Origin of the sequence: Microbacterium sp. HSID17254, assembly GCF_003989315.1 — a bacterium.
GTDB lineage: Bacteria > Actinomycetota > Actinomycetes > Actinomycetales > Microbacteriaceae > Microbacterium.
Genome location: NZ_RBLT01000002.1, coordinates 155,145 through 173,964 on the forward strand (window position 1 = coordinate 155,145; position 18,820 = coordinate 173,964).

The following is an 18,820-nucleotide window of genomic DNA, read 5'->3' on the forward strand; positions in this document are numbered from 1 at the left end:
CCAGCATCCGCCGGTCTTCCTCTTCCACCCTATGTCACGGGCGCCGCGAGCTCAGGCGCCCGCGCGGGTGAGGTCGGCGACCTGTACCCGGGACAGCGTCACGCCCGCGCCCTGCATGAGCTCGTCGACGTGGTCGGTCGCGAACGTGTTCACGATCGGCGCGGCGACCGTGCGCTGCGCGAGCAGCCACGCGATGGACACGGCCGCGACAGGCACGGCGAGCTCCGCCGCGACCTGATCCAGCGCACGCAGCACCTTGGTCCCTCGGCGGTTGAGGTGACCCCGGAGCTGCTCGCCGCGGACGCCGCGCGACGCGACCGCCTTCGTCCGGTGACGGCCGGACAGGAATCCGTGCTCCAGCGCGTGGGAAGGCGTCACGGCGAGGTTCTGCGCGCCGGCGACGAGCCGCAGGTCGCCCTCGAACGGCTGCCGACGGACGAGGTTGTACGGCGTGTCGATGACCGTGATGCGCGGATATCCCGCCGACGCGAGGATCCGCGCCTCGACGAGCCTCTCCGGCGTGAAGCCGTACGCGCCGAGCGCCCCGATCTTCCCCGCCTCGACGAGCCACTCGACCGTGGCCAGGGTGTCTTCGAGGTTGGTCGTCGCATCCAGCGTGGCGTCCAGGTACAGCACGTCGATGCGCTCGACGCCGAGCCGGGTCAGCGACCCCTCGACGGCACGGACGAGGTTGACCGATCCCAGGCCGGGGTTGTCGGCGTGCGCTCCGATGCGCACGCTCAGGACCACCCGCTCGCGCTGGTCCCGCGACCGCAGCCACTGCCCGAGGATGTGCTCGCTCCGCCCGCCGGAGAACCCGTCCGCGGTATGGATGGCGTTGCCGCCGAACTCCACGTAGCGGTCGAGGATGCCGTGGCTCGTCTCGAGATCGACGTTCCATCCGAACTCCGCGGCGCCGAGCATCAGCGGGAACGTCTCGTACCCGGTCTCGCCGAGGGCGGCGCGGATGGACTCCCCCACGCCGGGCCCGACGATCGGGATGGGGGCGGACGGGTGGTCCTCGTGCTTTTGCGGGGCGCGTTCAGCAGGTGTTCCTGCGCCTACGCTGAACAACCGCATACTCTCACCCCCGCCGTGATCGGCCGGAACCGATCGACATCACTGCTTCGCTGGCACCCCCCGGTGCGTACTTCGAGGGTATGCGACGTGCGCGAACGTCCCGACCAATCCGGGGAACGGCGCGCAAACTTCCCATAACGTTTCGATCACGGCACAGACGACGGAACCCGGGCCCCTCCGACGGAGAGACCCGGGTTCCGTGTCATCCGTTGTCTTACTCGGCGGCGTCCTCGGCCGGAGCCTCGTCCGCAGCGGGCGCATCGTCGAGCACGGGCTCGAGCGACAGCTTGCCGCGGTCGTCGATCTTCGTGATCTTCACAAGGATCTTCTGGCCGACGGAGAGCACGTCCTCGACGTTCTCCACACGCTTGCCACCGGCGAGCTTGCGCACCTCGGTGACGTGCAGCAGACCGTCCTTGCCCGGCAGCAGCGAGATGAAGGCGCCGAAGGTGGCGATCTTCACGACGGTGCCGAGGAACTGCTCGCCGACCTCCGGGTTGGTCGGGTTGGCGATCGCGTTGACCTGGGCACGGGCGGCCTCGGCCGAGGGGCCGTCGGTCGCGCCGATGTAGACGGTGCCGTCCTCCTCGATGGAGATCTGCGCACCGGTCTCGTCCTGGATCGCGTTGATCGTCTTGCCCTTCGGGCCGATCAGCTCGCCGATCTTGTCGACCGGGATCTGGACGCTGATGACGCGCGGCGCGGTGGGTGCCATCTCGTCGGGAGCGTCGATCGCGGCGTTCAGGACGTTGAGGATCGTCAGACGAGCGTCCTTGGCCTGGGTCAGCGCGCCCGCGAGCACCGACGACGGGATGCCGTCGAGCTTCGTGTCGAGCTGGATGGCGGTGACGAACTCGCTCGTGCCGGCGACCTTGAAGTCCATGTCGCCGAGCGCGTCCTCCGCACCCAGGATGTCGGTCAGCGCCGCGTACCGGGTCTCCCCGTTGACCTCGTCGGAGACGAGGCCCATCGCGATGCCGGCGACGGGGGCGCGCAGCGGCACACCCGCGTTGAGGAGCGAGAGGGTCGACGCGCAGACGGAGCCCATCGAGGTGGAGCCGTTGGAGCTCAGCGCCTCGGACACCTGACGGATCGCGTACGGGAACTCCTCGCGGCTCGGCAGAACCGGCACCAGAGCGCGCTCGGCGAGGAAGCCGTGCCCGATCTCGCGACGCTTCGGCGAACCCACCCGGCCGGTCTCACCGGTCGAGTAGGGCGGGAAGTTGTAGTGGTGCATGTAGCGCTTGCTGGTCGTGGGCGACAGCGAGTCGATCTGCTGCTCCATCTTCAGCATGTTCAGCGTGGTGACACCCATGATCTGGGTCTCGCCGCGCTGGAAGATCGCGGAGCCGTGCACGCGCGGGATGACCTGCACCTCGGCGTCGAGCGGACGGATGTCCGCCAGCCCGCGGCCGTCGATGCGGGTGCCCTCGGTGAGGATGCGACCACGCACGATCTTCTTCGTGACGGACTTGTACGCCGCGGAGAACTCCAGCGGGGCCGCAGCCGGGAGCGAGCCCGCCTCGGTGGCCTCGATGAGCTCGGCCTTGACGCGGTCCTTGATCGCGTCGTCGGCGTTCTGGCGCTCGGTCTTGTCGGCGATCTGGTAGACGTCGCTCAGCTCGGCGAACGCGCGCTCGGACACGAAGTCGTAGACCTCGTCGCTGTACGCGGGGAAGACCGGGTACACGCCCGGCTCCTTCGACGCGGTGGCGGCGAGCTCGGCCTGGGCCTTGACGAGCTGGGCGATGAACGGCTTCGAGGCCTCGAGGCCCTGGGCCACGATGGTCTCGTCGGGCTTGGTGGCGCCGGCCTTGATCAGGTTCCAGCTGCCCTCGGTCGCCTCGGCCTCGACCATCATGATCGCGACGTCCTCGGAGCCGTCGGCCTTGGTGACCACGCGGCCGGCGACGATGAGGTCGAACACGGCCTCGGAGACCTGCTCGGCGGTCGGGAACGCGACCCACTGGTCCTCGTGCTGACCGTGACCGGGGATGAACGCGAGGCGCACACCGGCGACGGGACCCGAGAACGGCAGACCCGAGATCTGGGTCGACGCGGACGCGGCGTTGATCGCGAGGGCGTCGTAGAACTCGCCCGGCGCGATCGAGAGGACCGTGATGACGATCTGGACCTCGTTGCGCAGGCCGTCGACGAACGACGGGCGCAGCGGGCGGTCGATCAGACGGCAGACCAGGATCGCCTCGGTCGAGGGACGACCCTCACGACGGAAGAACGAGCCGGGGATCTTGCCGGCGGCGTAGGAGCGCTCCTCGACGTCGACCGTCAGCGGGAAGAAGTCGAAGCCCTCACGCGGGTGCTTGCCCGCGCTCGTGGCCGACAGGAGCATGGTCTCGCCGTCCAGGTAGGCGGCGACGGCGCCCTGAGCCTGCTGCGCGAGGCGGCCGGTCTCGAAGCGGATGGTGCGGGTGCCGAAGCGGCCGTTGTCGAGAACGGCCTCGGTGGCGGTGATTTCAGGACCTTCCAAGAGGTCTCTCCTTCTTTGTTTAGACTCGCGAATCCGTGTGACGCGCGAGCGTGTTCAAAGGAGCGGAACGGAAGGGTTCGGGCGCGCGGGCATTCCCGCGAATCTCGCCTGCGCTGGCCACCAGTAGAAAGCCACCCGACCTGCGCCGAGGAACCCACCACAGGGGACCAGCTTCTCCGCCGATCGCTCCATGAGTCGATGTGAAGTTATCGGATGACCGGGGTCACCCTCGACCACACTACCAGCGTGTGCCCGAAGACCCGAGGGCTCCACGCGCGACCCGGTCCCGACACCCGACCGTCACCCGGTGTTCACCGCGCGTGCGCCGGAGCGAGAGACGGCTCGGCTGTGCTGAGCGCATGCGGATGTCAGTGATCGGATGCGGGTATCTGGGAGCGGTGCACGCCGCGGCGATGGCCTCGCTCGGTCACGATGTCGTGGGGATCGACGTGGACGAGGGCAAGGTCGCCGACCTCACCGCGGGTGCCGCGCCCTTCTTCGAGCCGGGCCTCGCCGAGCTCCTCGAGGAGGGAGTGCGGTCAGGGCGGTTGCGCTTCGCCGCGGATCCGGCGGCCGCTGCCGGGGCGGAGGTGCACTTCCTCGCGGTCGGCACCCCGCAGTCCGCCTCCGGGCCCGCAGCCGACCTCCGCTTCGTCGACGCGGCGATCGACGGGCTGCTCCCGCACCTGCGACCGGGGGCGGTGGTCGCCGGGAAGTCGACGGTGCCCGTGGGCACCGCCGCCCGTCTCGCCCGTCGGATCGCGGAGACCGGCGCGACGCTCGCCTGGAACCCCGAGTTCCTCCGGGAGGGCTGGGCCGTCCACGACACCCTCCGGCCCGACCGTCTGGTGGTCGGGGCCGAGGACACCCGGCAGGGCGTCGCCGCCGTCGACCTGCTCCGCCGCGTGTACGCCGCGGCGATCGACGCGGGCGCGCCCTTCCTCGTCACCGACCTCGCCACCGCTGAGCTCGTGAAGGGTGCCGCCAACGCGTTCCTCGCGACGAAGATCTCGTTCATCAACGCCATGGCCGAGATCGCCGAGGCGGCCGGAGCGGACGTCACCCTCCTCGCCGAAGCACTCGGACACGACTCGCGCATCGGCCGCCGCTACCTCGGCTCGGGGATCGGGTTCGGGGGCGGCTGCCTGCCCAAGGACATCCGCGCGTTCGCGGCGCGCGCCGAGGAGCTCGGACGCGGGGAGGCCGTCGGGTTCCTCCACGAGGTGGACGCCATCAACCTCCGCCGACGGGATCGGGCGGTGCGCCTCGTGGTGGATGCGCTCGGCGGCCTCGTCTTCGGGAGGAGGATCGCCGTCCTCGGCGCGGCCTTCAAGCCCTTCAGCGACGACGTCCGCGATTCCCCCGCCCTGGAGGTGGCCGTGCGGCTGCGCGGACTGGGCGCCGATGTCGTGGTGACCGACCCCGCGGCGATCGAGAACGCCCGCGCACGGCATCCGCAGCTCGGGTACGCCTCGTCCAGGGACGAGGCCCTGCGGGACGCGGATGCGGTCGTCGTCGTCACGGAGTGGGACGAGTACCGCCGGGAGCTCCATCCGCAGCACGCCGGCGGGCTCGTGCGGGGCCGCATCGTGATCGACGGGCGGAACTGTCTGGACGCCGACGCCTGGCGGGCTGCCGGCTGGACCTACCACGGGATGGGGCGACGCTGAGGCCTCGCGCCCGTCAGACCACACTGGCGTCCTGCGGCACGGTGGAGCGCCCGAGGTAGACGTAGTCGTCGTGCTTCGCCCGACGCCCGTCTCCCGCGGCGCGGCCGTGCAGTCGTCGCCACACCCACGGGAGCGCGTACTGCCGCCACCAGGCCGCTCGTCCGATCGGCTCGTTCTCGTGCAACGCCGCATCCAGCGCTCCCAGCGCATCGGCGTGCGGTACCCCGAGCACCTCCGCGACGCGATAGGCGAGCACGCGGTGCCCCCGACTGCCGAGATGCACGAGGTCCTCGCCCCAGTGCTGTCGCTCCCCCAGCGCCGGGAGCAGATCGGTGTCGATGAGGATCGCACCGGTCCGCGCAGCGACCCCGGCGAGCGCCGTGGCGAAAGCGGAGAAGCGCCGCGCGTACAGCGCCGCCGCTCGACGGGCGGGCAGGAACGGCGTGACCAGGATCACGTCGGCACCGGTCGCGCGCAGCCGCCGCACCGCGGTCTCCAGGCTCGCGGCGAGCGCGGGCACGTCGACGCGGTGCCTCACGAGGTCGTTGGCACCCACCAGGACGGTGACCAGGTCGGGGCGGAGTTCGCGCGCCCGCTCCAGCTGCGGTCCGCACACATCGGACACCCGCTTCGACCGGATCGCGAGGTTCGCGTAGTGGAGGCCTCCCCGCGCGGCGAGGAGCAGCGCGAGCCGGTCCGCCCACCCGCGGAGCACCCCATCGGGTCCGGGATCGCAGAGACCCTCGGTCACCGAGTCGCCGAGGGCGACGATCCGCCGCCAGCGGCGCGCGGGGGCCGGCAGGGCCGGCTCCGGCCGGACGAGGCGGCGAGCGCGCAGACGACGGTCCACGGCATGCAGCGTCCGCGCCTCCTCGAAATGATCCAGGAGCTGATCTCCGAGGTGCGCCCAGCTCCGGCCCTGCACCGCGCTCCAGCCCGCCTCCCCGAACGCCCGACGCCGGCGCTCGTCTCCGGCGAGATCGGTCACGCGACGGCGGAGGTCTGCGAGGTCTCCTGGTCGGTAGAGCCACCCGTCGACGCCGGGCCGGACGAGGTCGAGCGGGCCTCCTCTGCCTGTGGCGACCACGGGGACACCGCTCGCATGGGCCTCCTGGAGTGTCTGCCCGAAGGTCTCGTTCTCCCCCGGATGCACGAAGACGTCGAAGGAGGCCAGCGCCGCCGCGAGCGCCTCCCCGTCGAGCCGCCCGAGGAAGAGGGCGTCGGGAAGCTGCTCCTGCAGCCGCTCCCTCCGGGGGCCGTCTCCGACGATGACGAGACGCGTGCCGGGGATGCCGTGCAGCGCGGCGAGATCCTCCACCTGCTTCTCGGGGGCGAGGCGTCCGACGTAGCCGATGACGGTCTCGGCTCCCCACTCGGCCCGGAGCGCGTCGCTGCGCCGCGAGGGGTGGAAGAGCTCGGCGTCGACACCCCGCCCCCAGGGCCGGATGCGGTCGATGCCGAGCCGGCTCAGCTGCTGTGCCGACTCGGTGGACGGCGCGAGCGTGAGAGTGGCCCTCCTGTGCAGTCGGGCGATGTGGGCATGGGCGATCCCGGTCGTCGCCGCGACGCGATATCTCTCCGTATAGGCGCCCACGTCGGTCTGGTACGCCGCGACCGTTCCGACACCCCCGCGTTCTGCGGCGAGCAGGCCCCGCCACCCGAGCGCGAACGGCGACGCCAGGTGGACGACGTCGGGACGGAAGCGATCGAGCTCCGCGCCGATCCTCCGAATGGTCGCCGCGCCCACCCGGACGTCCCGGTACCCCGGGAGCGGGACGCTGGGAATCGCGGTGACAGGCGCGCCGTGCAGCTCCGCCGGCATTCCGATCGCGGCCGGAGCGAGCACACAGGAGTCATGCCCTCGGCGCTCCAGGTGACGGAGGATCTGCATCACGGATCCGGTCACACCGTTCATGTGCGGAAGGAAGGACTCGGTGACGATCGCGACTCTCACACCCTCAGGATGGCGGCGCTCCCCGTCCCCGCCGCGGGGAATCGGCGTCGGGCACCGGATGTTCACCGGATGCTGGATAACGGGTCACCGGCTATCCGCGCTCTGGTTCCCGCCCACCGCCTCGGGGTCGGTCGCGACCGACGCGGCGACCCTCGCCGCTCGACCGGCCGTGCTCTAGGCTCGGGAGCATGAGCACCGAAGAAGGCGCCGGCTCCTCCTCCGAGGACATGAAGCGCAAGTTCAAGGAAGCGCTCGAGAAGAAGAACGCGCACCACCGGCAGGGCGAGGCTCACCTCGACGGCGATTCCGCCGTGCACGCCGCCCACGCCCCGCAGACGCGGCGCGAGTTCCGACGCAAGAGCGGTTGACCGCGAGGATGCGGGAGCCGGTCTCCTGCTCCCGCATCCCCCTCCGCAGACACGGACGTGCCCCGCGCCGGAAGGCACGGGGCACGTCGCTGTCGGGCGGCCGTTCCGGTCACTCCCCGGCGAGACCGCCGAGCATGTGACCGAAGGAGCGTCCCTCACCCAGGTAGGTGGCGGGGTCGTACGGGTCGACGACCGCGGCGGCATCCCGGCGCGCGACCGCCTCAGCGAGTTCCCTCGCTCCCTTCTCGACCCGCTTCGCCAGCGGCGCGACGTCGTCCCCCGCGCCGCCCCAGTCGCTCGACGCCGCGAAGACGCCCGTCGAGACGGCCTCGGCATGCAGGTAGGCGAACAGCGGACGGATCGCGTAGTCGATCGCGAGCGAGTGCCGTGGCGTTCCCGCGTTCGCTCCGATCAGCACCGGCTTCCCGGTGAGCGCGTCCGGGTCGAGCACGTCGATGAACGACTTGAACAAGCCCGAGTAGCTCGTCGAGAAGATCGGGGTGACCGCGATCAGCGCGTCGGCCGAGACGACGGTGTTGATCGCCGTCTCGAGTGCGGGAGGCGCGAAGCCGGTCAGCATGTTGTTCGTGATGTCGTGCGCGTGGTCGCGCAGCTCGATCACGTCGACGGTGGCCTCGATGTCGCGCTCCGCGAGCGCCTTCACGGTCTCCGCGGCCAGCCGGTCGGCGAGCATCCGGGTGGACGAGGGGTTGGACAGCCCCGCCGAGACGACGGCGATGCGACGCGTGGTCATGTCAGGCCTCCTTCCGGCCGAGTCCGAAGGCGGCACCCGCGGGCGCCGGCGTGTCCTGGTAGGGCGAGTCCCCGGTGAGGTTGTCTCCGCGGTTCGCACCGGGGCGCGCCTGCCGGGTAGGCCCGTCGCCGTACGTCGCCCGCACGCGCGCGGCGTGGGTCGGCGCGTCGGGCACCGTGGACGGGCGGTCCTTCGCGAGCTCCTTGCGGAGCACCGGCACGACCTCGGAGCCGAGGATGTCGAGCTGCTCGAGGACCGTCTTCAGCGGCAGACCCGCGTGGTCGATGAGGAACAGCTGGCGCTGGTAGTCGCCGTAGTGCTCGCGCATCGCCGCGTACCGGTCGATCACCTGCTGCGGTGATCCCACGGTCAGCGGGGTCATCTCGGTGAAGTCCTCCATGCTGGGGCCGTGACCGTAGACGGGCGCGTTGTCGAAGTACGGGCGGAACTGGTTCACCGCGTCCTGCGACTTCGCGGCCATGAACACCTGGCCGCCGAGACCGACGATCGCCTGCTCGCGCGTGCCGTGGCCGTAGTGCTCGAAGCGCTGACGGTACAGCTCGATGAGCCGCTGGTAGTGCTCCTTCGGCCAGAAGATGTTGTTCGCGAAGAAGCCGTCGCCGTAGTACGCGGCCTGCTCCGCGATCTCCGGGGTGCGGATCGAACCGTGCCACACGAACGGGGCGATGCCGTCGAGCGGACGGGGCGTGGAGGTGAAGCCCTGCAGCGGCGTGCGGAACTTGCCCTCCCAGTCGACGACGTCCTCGCGCCACAGCTTGTGCAGCAGCGCGTAGTTCTCGATCGCGAGCGGAAGGCCCTGACGGATGTCCTGCCCGAACCACGGGTACACCGGGCCGGTGTTGCCGCGGCCCAGCATGAGGTCCATGCGGCCGTCCGAGACGTGCTGCAGCATCGCGTACTCCTCGGCGATGCGCACCGGGTCGTTCGTCGTGATCAGCGTCGTCGAGGTCGAGACGATGAGGCGTTCCGTCTGGGCGGCGAGCGCGGCGAGGAATGTCGTGGGACTCGACGACCAGAAGGGCGGGTTGTGGTGCTCGCCGATGGCGAAGACGTCGAGGCCCACCTCCTCGGCGTGCGTGGCGATGGCCAGCGTCGCCTTGATCCGCTCCTGCTCGCTGGGGGTGACTCCCGTGGTGGGGTCGCGGGTGATGTCGCTGACCGACATGATGCCGAACTGCATCGCCTGCGCGCCTGACTGCTCGCTCATGATTGCTCCGTGTTCTCCGAATCGGATGCCGGACATCCGGTTCTATTCATTTGAATGTAATTGGGTCAACGCGTGCACGGCAACTTTATTCCCGACCGGTAGCCTCGGAGAATGAGCACCACCGGGGTCGGCACCACAGGACCCAGCACCGGACCGGTTCCCCGCAAACGCCGCCGCGTGCCCTTCTGGGACAACGCCCGCTACGCCTGCATCGTCCTCGTCGTGCTGGGCCATGCCATCCAGCGCCTCAGCTACGACTCGGACATCGCCTTCGCCTTCTATCTGGCGCTCTACGCGTTCCACATGCCGGCGTTCGCCATCATCTCGGGCTACTTCTCCAAGTCGGGCTCCCCCACCCGGACGCAGATGGCCCGCGTCATCACCGACATCATCCTCCCCTACGTCATCTTCGAGGCGCTCTGGACGCTCACGAAGTGGCTCGTGGAGGGAGAGACCACCCCGAACCCGACGCAGCCCAGCTGGACGCTCTGGTTCCTGCTCGCGCTCGGGATCTTCCGTCTCGTCCTCCCGTACCTCGCGCTCCTGCGCTGGCCGCTGCTGTGGACGATCGTGATCTCCATCGGCGCCGGCTATCTGCCGAACGTCGACAGCACGTTCTCACTCTCCCGGACCCTGGGCCTGCTGCCGTTCTTCACCCTGGGCTGGTGGCTCCGGGAGAAGAACGTCGTCGACCGCCTCCGCCTCCTCGACGTCCGCCCGTGGTGGAGCCGCGTCCTCGCGCTCGTCGTCCTCGGCACGGCCGGATGGGCGGCGTGGAACTGGCTGCCGCTGTGGCAGGCGGTTGACCTGCGGCACTGGCTGTTCTACGAGGACTCCTACGTCGACCTCGTCGGCGACCAGTGGTGGGCCGGCGGCATCCGCATCCTGCTCATGCTGCTCGCGGTCGTGCTGTGCGCCGCCTTCTTCGCCCTCATCCCCCGCGGCGCGTACTGGTGGACCACGTTCGGTCAGTACACGATGTACGTCTACCTCCTGCACTCCTTCGTGCTCTACCCGTTCCGCGAGAGCGGCGTGCTGCGCGACCTCGAGCCGACCTGGTTCTGGCTCCCTGCGGTCACCGCACTCTCGGTGGTCCTCGCCCTGCTGCTCGCGACCAAGCCCGTGCGGCGGGTGTTCCGTCCGCTCGTGGAGCCGCGGCCGCGGTGGCTGTTCGCCGATCCCGAGCTCGCGTCGCGGGAAGGTCGCCGCAACGATCCGACCGGCTCCCGGCGTCCGCGATGACAGCCGCCCGCCCCGCGTCCGAGGTCCGGGACCGGCTCGTCGCCATCGCCGACTCCCAGGGGTTCGCCGCGCACGGGCTCCACGTGCGCATCGGCGACGACACCGCGGATCACCGCTGGACGCCCGACGTCCGTGAGGACGTGCACTCGATCGCGAAGGGCGTCTGCGTGCTTGCGGCCGCCCTCGCCGCCGACGACGGACTGATCGGCCTGGACGACACCGTCGCCAGCCTCCTGCCGGAGCACGAACTCGGCGAGGGCGTCGCTCGCGTCACCCTGCGTCACCTGCTGTCGATGTCGAGCGGCATCGACCTGCCGTGGTCCGAGACGCTGATGACGGACTGGCCGGATCTGGCCCGCGAGTTCCTGCGACGGCCGTCGCGCGGGCGTGTGTTCCAGTACTCCAACGCGAGCACCTACACCGCGATGACCGCCCTCGCGACCCGCGTGGGCGACGTCGGCGACTACCTCTCGACGCGCCTCTTCGCCCCGCTCGGCATCGAGGACGTGACGTGGTCCCGCTGCCCGAACGGACGCATCGAGGCGGGTGGCGGCCTGCCGCTCCGCACCGAGGAGGTCGCGCGCCTGGGGCTGCTCATCCGTGATCGCGGCTCCTGGCAGGGACGTCGACTCGTCGCCCCGGAGTGGATCGACGCCATGCACGAGGACGGCGTCGTCGCGAGCGTCAACCCTGGCTATGACCGCTATGCGCTCGCGGGCTGGCAGGGTCCGGGGCGGGCGTGGCGGCTGCACGGAGCGCACGGCCAGCTGCTGCTGTTCCTCGGCGACGCGGTGGTGACGGTGACCGCTCACGATCACGCCGGAGCGGATGCGTTCGCCGCGGATGCCGTCGCCGTCCTCGAAGACGTCGTCGCCGGCTGAGTCTGCTCAGGCGAACAGCTCCGCCCCCACGTACGAACCCGGTCGCGCTCCCGGCGGGATGGCCCAGATGCCCGAGCCCACGTGACGGATGTACTCGTTGAGACGGTCGGTCGACAGGCGGCGCTGCAGGCTGATGAACTGGGCGGGATCACGCTGGTAGGACAGGAAGAACAGCCCGGCGTCGAGTCGTCCCAGGGCGTTGTTGCCGTCGACGTAGTTGTACCCGCGGCGCAGGATGCGGATGCCGTCGTTCTGCTCCGGATGCGCGAGCCGGACGTGACTGTTCGCATCGATCTCCGTGCCGCGGAAGTCGGGGGCCGTGAACTCGTCGCCTCCGGAGAGCGGTGCCCCGACCCCCTTGTCCCGTCCGATGATCGTGTCCTGCTCGGCCAGGCGCACCCGGTCCCAGGTCTCGATGAGCATGGCGATCTTCCGGGCGACCAGATACGAACCGCCGGCCATCCAGGACGGCTCGTCACCCTCGGCGACCCAGACGTGCTCGGCGAGCGCCGCGGTGTCGTCGGCGAGGATGTTGGCCGTGCCGTCCTTGAAGCCGAAGAGGTTCCGGGGCGTGGCCTGACTTGCCGTCGTGCGCGAGGTCTTGCCGAATCCGAGCTGCGACCAGCGCAGGCGGGCCCGCCCGAACGCGATGCGGCTGAGGTTGCGGATCGCGTGCACAGCGACCTGGGGGTCGTCGGCGCAGGCCTGGATGCACAGGTCGCCGTGCGACGCCGCCGGATCGAGGTCGTCCCCGAGGAAGGCGGGGAGCCGTTCGAGGCCGGACGGACGCCGAGCGGCGAGACCGTAGCGATCGCCGTCCTCGTTCTCGAACAGCCCCGGACCGAACCCGAACGTGAGGGTCAGGCCCGCGGCGGGGAGCCCCAGCGCCTCCCCCGTGTCATCCGGGGGCGCTTCGGCGGGACCGTTCACCGCGCCGCTCGCACTCACCTCCAGCCCCTGCGTCATCCGTGCCGCGGCGTACGACCAGTCCTGCAACAGGGAGATGAGGTCGTCCCGATCGGTGCGGGGCATCATGTCGAAGCTCGCGAAGTGCAGGTGGTCCTGCACCGGCGTCGTGATGCCGGCCTGGTGCGCGCCGAAGAACTCGTACCGCGACTCGGCGTCCTCGGCGGCACGCGCACGCCCGAGCGCCATGCCTCCGGCCGTCCCGGCCCCCAGCCCGACGGCCAGGCCGGCGACACCACCGCCGACGGCCAGCCCGAGTAGCCCGCGGCGGCTGAGACCGCCGCCGGAGGGCTCCGATGGCAGGGCCGCCGGCGCCTCCCGGGCGACGGATTCCGACTCGTTCACGTCCGTGCTCCTCCGTGTGCCGCCGTCAGTCGAGCACCGTGCCGGTGAGCTGCGAGAGCGGCTCGGCGAGCGCGTTGATGAGGTCGGTGAACTCGCGCTTGTCGGCATCGGTCAGCTCTCCGTACCCCACGAAGCCCTCGGCGAGCGAGCCGTGCGCGGCGAGGGACTCCTCGAGGGCGGTGTATCCGGTCTCGATCTCGGAGACGAGGGCCTCGCCGTCGTCGCCCTGCGCCGCGGCGAAGTCCTGCACCAGCGAGAAGGCCATCTTGGAGCCCTCGACGTTCGCGGCGAAGTCGAAGAGATCCGTGCCGGACCACCAGTCCTCCTCGCCGGAGATCTTACCGGTGGCCACCTCGTCGAGCAGTGCGATCGCGCCGTTCGAGATGCCGCCGATCCCCTGGTCGTCCAGCGCGGTGGTGAAGTCGTCCGAGTGCACGTAGTCGTACAGCTCCTGCACGTCGGCCAGGAGCAGGTCGCCGTAATCGGCGCGCTCCGCGGGCGTGGACGGCGCCCAGTCCTGCCATGCCGGGGTCTCTCCGTCGGCGTTCAGCGCGTCCTTCGCCGGCACCCAGAGGTCCTTCTCGATGCGGTGGAAGCCGGTCCAGTCCAGGCCCTCCGCCACCGCATCGACCTCTCGGTAGTCGATCCGCGGGTCGAGGTCTCCGAGCGCCTCGGCGACGGGCTCGATGCGCTCGTAGAACGCCCTCGTCTGCGGGAAGAGCGTGCGGGCGGTCTCGTCGTCGCCGGACTCGTAGGCGGCCACGAGGTCTTCCACGGCCGGCACGAGCTGCCCGACCTGATCCTTCACGAACGCCCCGTAGAGATCGACCGCCTTCTGCTTCTGCTCGGCGTCGGGGCCGTCCACCGCCACGCGGTCTCCGGTCACCGTGAACGACGCCCGGCCGACACCGTCGCCGACCATGCCCGGCTTGCAGAGCGTGAAGTACTCGCCCGGCTGGGCGACCACCGTGAGGGTGCGGGACGCGGCCGGGGCGATGTTCTCGACCTCGCCGACGATCCGCAGTCCGTCCTCGGCCAGCAGGTAGAACTCGGAGACCTGGTCGGTGTCGTTCGTCACATCGAACGTCAGCGTCCCGCTCTTCGCGGTGGACGCGGAGACGGCGCAGTCCGTGGCGGTGGATGAGACGTCGAACGCCGCCGTCGCCTGGGCATCGCTCTTCGCGACGCAGCCGCTGAGGAGGAGGAGGACGGCGGTACCCGCGGCGGCTGCCGCGGCGAGGACCCGGTGCGAGGTGATCATGCTGCTCCTTGCTGTGTGAGGGAGGACGTCGGGGTGGCGGCGGAGGCGCCGCGCGTCGAAGGGCGTGCCGAGCGCAGGCCGCGGAGGTAGAGCCCGCCCACGACGAGGATGTAGAGACCCCAGGCGAGCACCTGCAGCCAGGTCATGGCGGGCATGAAGCCGACCGTGGCCTGCAGGACGGAGGCCAGCGCGCCGCCGGGAGCGATCGCCGCCGACACGTCGAACGCCCAGCCGAACGGGAAGCCGGCCGCGCCCACGGCGACGGCACCGGTGACCGGATCGAGCGGAGCGGCGGCGGTGAACGGGCCGGGAAGCGCGCCCGCCTCCTGCAGATCCATCAGCGCGTAGGCGAGGACGCCGGCGGCGACGATCACGAGGAAGCCGCCCGTCCAGGCGAAGAAGCGCCGCAGGTCCAGGCGCAGCGCCCCGCGGGAGATGAGCCAGCCGAGCACGACGGCCACGGAGAGTCCCAGGAGCGCGCCGACGAGCGCCGAGGGGGCGTCGCCGAAGGACTGCACCATCGACCACAGCAGCAGCGTGGTCTCGATCCCCTCGCGGGCGACGGAGACGAAGCCGATCGCGATGAGCGCCCAGAGACCACCCACTGTCAGCGCGCGATCGATGCCGCCCTCCAGAGTCGCCTTCATGGTGCGGCCGGCGCGCTGCATCCAGAAGATCATCCACGTCACCATCGCCACCGCGACGAGGGACAACCCGCCGCCGATCAGCTCCTGCGCCTGGAAGGTCAGTTCGTAGGCTCCGAAGGTCAGGATCGCGCCGATGCCCAGAGCGAGGGCGATCGCGAGACCGACCCCGGCCCACATCTTCGGCAGCGCGTCCCGGCGACCGAGACGGCGGAGGTAGGCGACGAGGATGCCGACGACGAGCGCGGCTTCGAGACCCTCGCGGAGTCCGATGAGGAAGGTGGCGAGCACGGGAGACACTCTCTGACTGACGACTGAGGTAAGGCATCCCTTACCACCGAGACTCTAGCACCGCGACCGACGCGGCTCCGACATCACCGCCGGAGGTAATGGAGTGCAACAGAGCGTCCTCCGGCCACATCCCCGACATAGCCTCGGTCCATGGCTGAACTCTCGCTCCCCATCCTCGACCTGTCCCAGCTCGACGACGGCCCCGAGGCCGCGGCGCGCTTCCGCGACGACCTCCGCGCGGCCACTCACGACGTCGGCTTCTTCTACCTGACCGGCACCGGGATCTCACCGGAACTCGAGGCGCGGCTGCACCAGGCGGCCCTCGACTTCTTCGCCCTGCCGGAGGAGGACAAGCTCGCGATCGAGAACGTCAACAGCCCGCACTTCCGCGGCTACACCCGGATCGGCGGGGAACGGACGCAGGGCAAGGTCGACTGGCGCGAGCAGATCGACATCGGCCCCGAGCGCGAGCCGGTGGACGGCGGCCCCGCCTTCAACCGCCTCATCGGCCCCAACCTCTGGCCGGCCGCCCAGCCCGAGCTGAAGCAGGTCGTCACCGAGTGGCACGACGCCCTGACGGAGATCGCCCGCAAGCTCCTGCGCGCCTGGGCCCTCACCCTCGGGGCCGAGGAGACCTACTTCGACGAGACGTTCCGCGATCCGTCCACCCTGATCAAGATCGTGCGGTACCCGGGCACGAACGAGCCGGAACCGCAGCAGGGCGTCGGCGCGCACAAGGACTCCGGGGTGCTGACGCTGCTCTGGGTCGAGCCCGGCAAGGGTGGGCTCCAGGTCGAGCGCGACGGCGAGTGGGTGTCGGCTCCCCCGGTTCCCGGCGCCTTCGTCGTCAACATCGGCGAGCTGCTCGAGTACGCCACCGGCGGCTACCTCAAGGCGACGAACCACCGGGTGATCTCGCCGCGGGCGCCCGAGGAGCGCATCTCGATCCCGTTCTTCTTCAACCCCGCCCTCGACCAGCAGCTGCCGTTGCTCGAGCTCCCCGCCGACCTCGCCGCCGAGGCCACCGGAGTCACCGAGGACCCGAGCAATCCGATCCACGCGACCTACGGCGAGAACGCCATGAAGTCACGCCTGCGGGCGCACCCCGACGTGGCGGCCATCCACCACCCCGACCTCGTGCAGGCGACCGCCTGAGCGGATCCACGCCGTCCGGACATGACGAAGGCCGCCCCACACCGTGGGGCGGCCTTCTCAAGAATGTTCTGCGCGATTGAACGCTGGGTCCGTGGTGCCTTATCGGCGAAGACCAAGGCGTGCGATCAGCGAGCGGTACCGCTCGATGTCGACGCTCTGGAGGTAGCCGAGCAGACGACGGCGCTGACCCACGAGCAGGAACAGACCACGACGCGAGTGGTGGTCGTGCTTGTGCTCCTTCAGGTGCTCGGTGAGGTCCTTGATGCGCTGCGTCAGCATCGCGGCCTGCACCTCGGGGGATCCGGTGTCACCGGGGTGCGTCGCGTACTCTTCGATGATCGCCTTCTTGACGTCTGCTTCCAGTGCCATAGATTCGATCCCCTCTCTGCTTGTTGCGCGGCGCCCGACGCCTGATGCGTGAGCTCTCTTTATCCGCGGCCGATCGAACGGCAACCTGACGAGTCTACCAGCCCGAACGACCACGGCGGGACACGGGGTCCGGAGCGAGGCGCACCGGTCAACTAGGCTCGGGATGTGCAGAAGAAGATCGCCCTGTGAGCTCCCGACGCGGCCATCTGATCGACCTCACCCCGCTGAAGGCGAGTTCGGCCTTCGCCCGGATGTGGATCGGCTCGACGCTCGCAGGCATCGGCGGTCAGCTCACCATCGTGACCGTGATGCTGCACGTGTTCGAATTGACCGAGAGCACGTTCGCCGTCTCGATGATCGCCGTCGCCGGTCTCCTCCCGATGATCCTCGCCGGTCTGTACGGCGGCATGCTCGCCGACGCGTTCGACCGCCGGCGGGTCGCGCTGATCGCGGCCACCGTGACGTTCGCCTCCACCGCGCTCCTCGCCGCGCTCACGTGGACGGGGACGGAGACGATCTGGTGGCTGTACGCGCTGAGCATCGTGAACTCGGCGGCGAACTCGGTCGGCATGGCCACCCGGACGGCGATCGTCCCCCGACTCATCCCCCGCCGCATGCTCGCCGCCGCGTCCGCGCTCAACGGCGTCGCCTTCGGACTCACGGTCATGGCCGGCCCCGCGCTGGCCGGACTCCTCGTGGCCCTCACCGGATACGGCTGGACGTACACGATCGACGTCGTGCTCATGCTGTCGATGTTCCTCGGACTGTGGACCCTCCCCGCCCTGCGCCCCGAAGGCGACACCGTGCGCCCCGGTCTCGCCTCACTCGTCGACGGCTGGCGCTTCCTCCGCCGGGCGGGCAACATCCGGATGCAGTACGTCATGGACATCATCGCGATGACCTTCGGGCAGCCGCTCGTGCTCTTCCCGGCGCTGGGCACCGTGATCCTCGGCGGCGGGGCGTTCACGACCGGCATCCTCACGGCGGCGGTCGCCGTCGGCACCTTCTCCTCGAGCCTGTTCTCCGGCCGCGTGGTGCAGTACCGGTGGCACGGTCGTGGGATCGCCCGTGCCATCGAGGCCTACGGCGCCGCGATCGCTCTGTTCGGCGTCGTCCTCCTGATCGGCGCCTTCTCCGCGACGCCCGCCGCCGGGGACCGGCCGCACGTCCTCCTCATCGTCGCCGCCTGCGTGGCGCTCGCGCTCTCCGGCGCCTCGGACAACATCAGCTCGATCTATCGCAACACCATGATGCAGGCGGCAGTGCCCGACGCCATGCGCGGACGCCTGCAGGGGCTCTTCGTCGTCGTGGTGACCGGCGGCCCCCGCGTCGGCGCCCTCTACGCCGGGACCCTCGCGACGCTGACGTCGCTGTGGTTCCCCCCGCTGCTCGGCGGCATCCTCGTGATCGTGCTCGTCGCCCTCCTCGCCCGTCGGCACCCGCGGTTCCGCGCCTACGACGCAGAGAACCCCGAGCCTTGACGGGCCCGGGGTTCGGAGAGGTCTGCGCGCGTCAGTCCTGCTGCAGCGCACCCTGGAGGTCGAGCGTGATCGTGACGTCCTTGCCGACGAGCACGCCGCCGGTCTCCAGCGCGGCGTTCCAGGTGAGGCCGAAGTCCTCGCGGTTGATGACCGTCTTGGCCGAGGCGCCGGCCTTGTAGTTGCCCCACGGGTCACTGCCGAAGCCGCCGAAGTCGAGCTCGAAGGTGACGGGCTTGGTGATGCCGCGGATGGTGAGGTCGCCGTCCACGAGGAAGTCGCCGCCCTCGACGCGCGCGCCGGTCGAGACGAAGTCCATGGTCGGGAAGTTCTCGGTGTCGAAGAAGTCGGCGGAGCGGAGGTGCTGGTCACGACCCTCGTCCTTCGTGTCGACGGAGGTCACGTCGACCGAGGCCTCGACCTTGGCGTCGAGCGGGTTCTCCGGAGCCACAAGCGTCGCGCTCTTCACACCGAAGGTGCCGCGCACCTTCGAGATCATCATGTGGCGGACGCTGAAGGTCACCTCGCTGTGGGACGGGTCCAGGACCCAGGTGCCGGGGCGGTAACCGGGGATGTCGATGCTGCTCATGATTGCTCCTCAGGAGACGTCGGCCGCGGCGGCGGCGAAGGGATGGCACCGCGATCG

Annotated in this window: 16 protein-coding genes; 6 read left to right on the forward strand and 10 right to left on the reverse strand. The window is 70.3% G+C overall.

The genetic code is table 11. The features are described from left to right. Positions 1-51 precede the first annotated feature (51 nt). Both D8M34_RS02320 and D8M34_RS02325 read right to left on the reverse strand, forming a co-directional pair. Positions 52-1,080, reverse strand: a complete 1,029-nt coding sequence (locus D8M34_RS02320; protein ID WP_126893040.1) for an aldo/keto reductase — start codon at positions 1,078-1,080, stop codon at positions 52-54. 214 nt (positions 1,081-1,294) lie between these two features. Then, on the reverse strand, positions 1,295-3,568 hold the full coding sequence (locus D8M34_RS02325; RefSeq protein WP_060921087.1) for a polyribonucleotide nucleotidyltransferase: 2,274 nt from the start codon (positions 3,566-3,568) through the stop codon (positions 1,295-1,297). A gap of 359 nt (positions 3,569-3,927) precedes the next feature. On the opposite strand from D8M34_RS02325, the gene D8M34_RS02330 reads away from it, so the two are divergent. Then, positions 3,928-5,238: a UDP-glucose dehydrogenase family protein gene (locus D8M34_RS02330; protein WP_085607316.1), complete on the forward strand. Its 1,311-nt coding sequence runs from the start codon at positions 3,928-3,930 to the stop codon at positions 5,236-5,238. 13 nt (positions 5,239-5,251) lie between these two features. Here D8M34_RS02330 and D8M34_RS02335 read toward each other — a convergent pair whose 3' ends face one another. Then, entirely contained in the window at positions 5,252-7,192 is a 1,941-nt protein-coding gene (locus D8M34_RS02335) for a GDSL-type esterase/lipase family protein (protein ID WP_126893041.1), read from the reverse strand. A gap of 188 nt (positions 7,193-7,380) precedes the next feature. On the opposite strand from D8M34_RS02335, the gene D8M34_RS02340 reads away from it, so the two are divergent. Continuing rightward, on the forward strand, positions 7,381-7,560 hold the full coding sequence (locus D8M34_RS02340) for a DUF5302 domain-containing protein (RefSeq protein ID WP_025103207.1): 180 nt from the start codon (positions 7,381-7,383) through the stop codon (positions 7,558-7,560). Positions 7,561-7,669: 109 nt separating this feature from the next. On the opposite strand, the gene D8M34_RS02345 is transcribed toward D8M34_RS02340, so the two are convergent. Continuing rightward, positions 7,670-8,314 carry an FMN reductase gene (locus D8M34_RS02345; RefSeq protein ID WP_025103206.1) on the reverse strand — a complete coding sequence of 215 codons (645 nt, stop codon included), beginning with the start codon at positions 8,312-8,314 and terminating at the stop codon, positions 7,670-7,672. Position 8,315: 1 nt separating this feature from the next. Continuing rightward, a complete protein-coding gene (locus D8M34_RS02350; RefSeq protein WP_126893042.1) occupies positions 8,316-9,542 on the reverse strand; it encodes an LLM class flavin-dependent oxidoreductase in 1,227 nt (408 codons plus the stop codon). A gap of 111 nt (positions 9,543-9,653) precedes the next feature. On the opposite strand from D8M34_RS02350, the gene D8M34_RS02355 reads away from it, so the two are divergent. Both D8M34_RS02355 and D8M34_RS02360 read left to right on the forward strand, forming a co-directional pair. Continuing rightward, a complete protein-coding gene (locus D8M34_RS02355; RefSeq protein ID WP_126893043.1) occupies positions 9,654-10,784 on the forward strand; it encodes an acyltransferase family protein in 1,131 nt (376 codons plus the stop codon). After that, positions 10,781-11,665, forward strand: a complete 885-nt coding sequence (locus D8M34_RS02360) for a serine hydrolase domain-containing protein (RefSeq protein WP_126893044.1) — start codon at positions 10,781-10,783, stop codon at positions 11,663-11,665. The genes D8M34_RS02355 and D8M34_RS02360 overlap by 4 nt, the downstream gene beginning before the upstream one ends. A 6-nt stretch (positions 11,666-11,671) precedes the next feature. Here D8M34_RS02360 and efeB read toward each other — a convergent pair whose 3' ends face one another. The 3 genes from efeB to efeU form a co-directional block, all read right to left on the reverse strand. Next, positions 11,672-12,934: an iron uptake transporter deferrochelatase/peroxidase subunit gene (gene efeB, locus D8M34_RS02365; protein ID WP_126893059.1), complete on the reverse strand. Its 1,263-nt coding sequence runs from the start codon at positions 12,932-12,934 to the stop codon at positions 11,672-11,674. 67 nt (positions 12,935-13,001) lie between these two features. Then, the gene (gene efeO, locus D8M34_RS02370; protein ID WP_126893045.1) at positions 13,002-14,237 is read right to left on the reverse strand and encodes an iron uptake system protein EfeO; all 1,236 of its coding nucleotides are present in this window, start codon (positions 14,235-14,237) and stop codon (positions 13,002-13,004) included. After that, on the reverse strand, positions 14,234-15,172 hold the full coding sequence (gene efeU / locus D8M34_RS02375; RefSeq protein WP_025103200.1) for an iron uptake transporter permease EfeU: 939 nt from the start codon (positions 15,170-15,172) through the stop codon (positions 14,234-14,236). Before efeU ends, efeO begins: the two co-directional genes overlap by 4 nt. A gap of 150 nt (positions 15,173-15,322) precedes the next feature. Between efeU and D8M34_RS02380 the strand changes: the two genes are divergently transcribed. Next, positions 15,323-16,327, forward strand: a complete 1,005-nt coding sequence (locus D8M34_RS02380) for an isopenicillin N synthase family dioxygenase (protein WP_062634929.1) — start codon at positions 15,323-15,325, stop codon at positions 16,325-16,327. 99 nt (positions 16,328-16,426) lie between these two features. On the opposite strand, the gene rpsO is transcribed toward D8M34_RS02380, so the two are convergent. Beyond that, on the reverse strand, positions 16,427-16,696 hold the full coding sequence (gene rpsO / locus D8M34_RS02385; protein WP_017203073.1) for a 30S ribosomal protein S15: 270 nt from the start codon (positions 16,694-16,696) through the stop codon (positions 16,427-16,429). Between the two features lie 185 nt (positions 16,697-16,881). Between rpsO and D8M34_RS02390 the strand changes: the two genes are divergently transcribed. Further along, positions 16,882-18,177 (forward strand): MFS transporter, encoded by a 1,296-nt coding sequence (locus D8M34_RS02390; protein ID WP_126893046.1) that lies wholly within the window; start codon positions 16,882-16,884, stop codon positions 18,175-18,177. Positions 18,178-18,208: 31 nt separating this feature from the next. Here D8M34_RS02390 and D8M34_RS02395 read toward each other — a convergent pair whose 3' ends face one another. Next, positions 18,209-18,763: a YceI family protein gene (locus tag D8M34_RS02395; RefSeq protein WP_025103197.1), complete on the reverse strand. Its 555-nt coding sequence runs from the start codon at positions 18,761-18,763 to the stop codon at positions 18,209-18,211. Positions 18,764-18,820 lie beyond the last annotated feature (57 nt).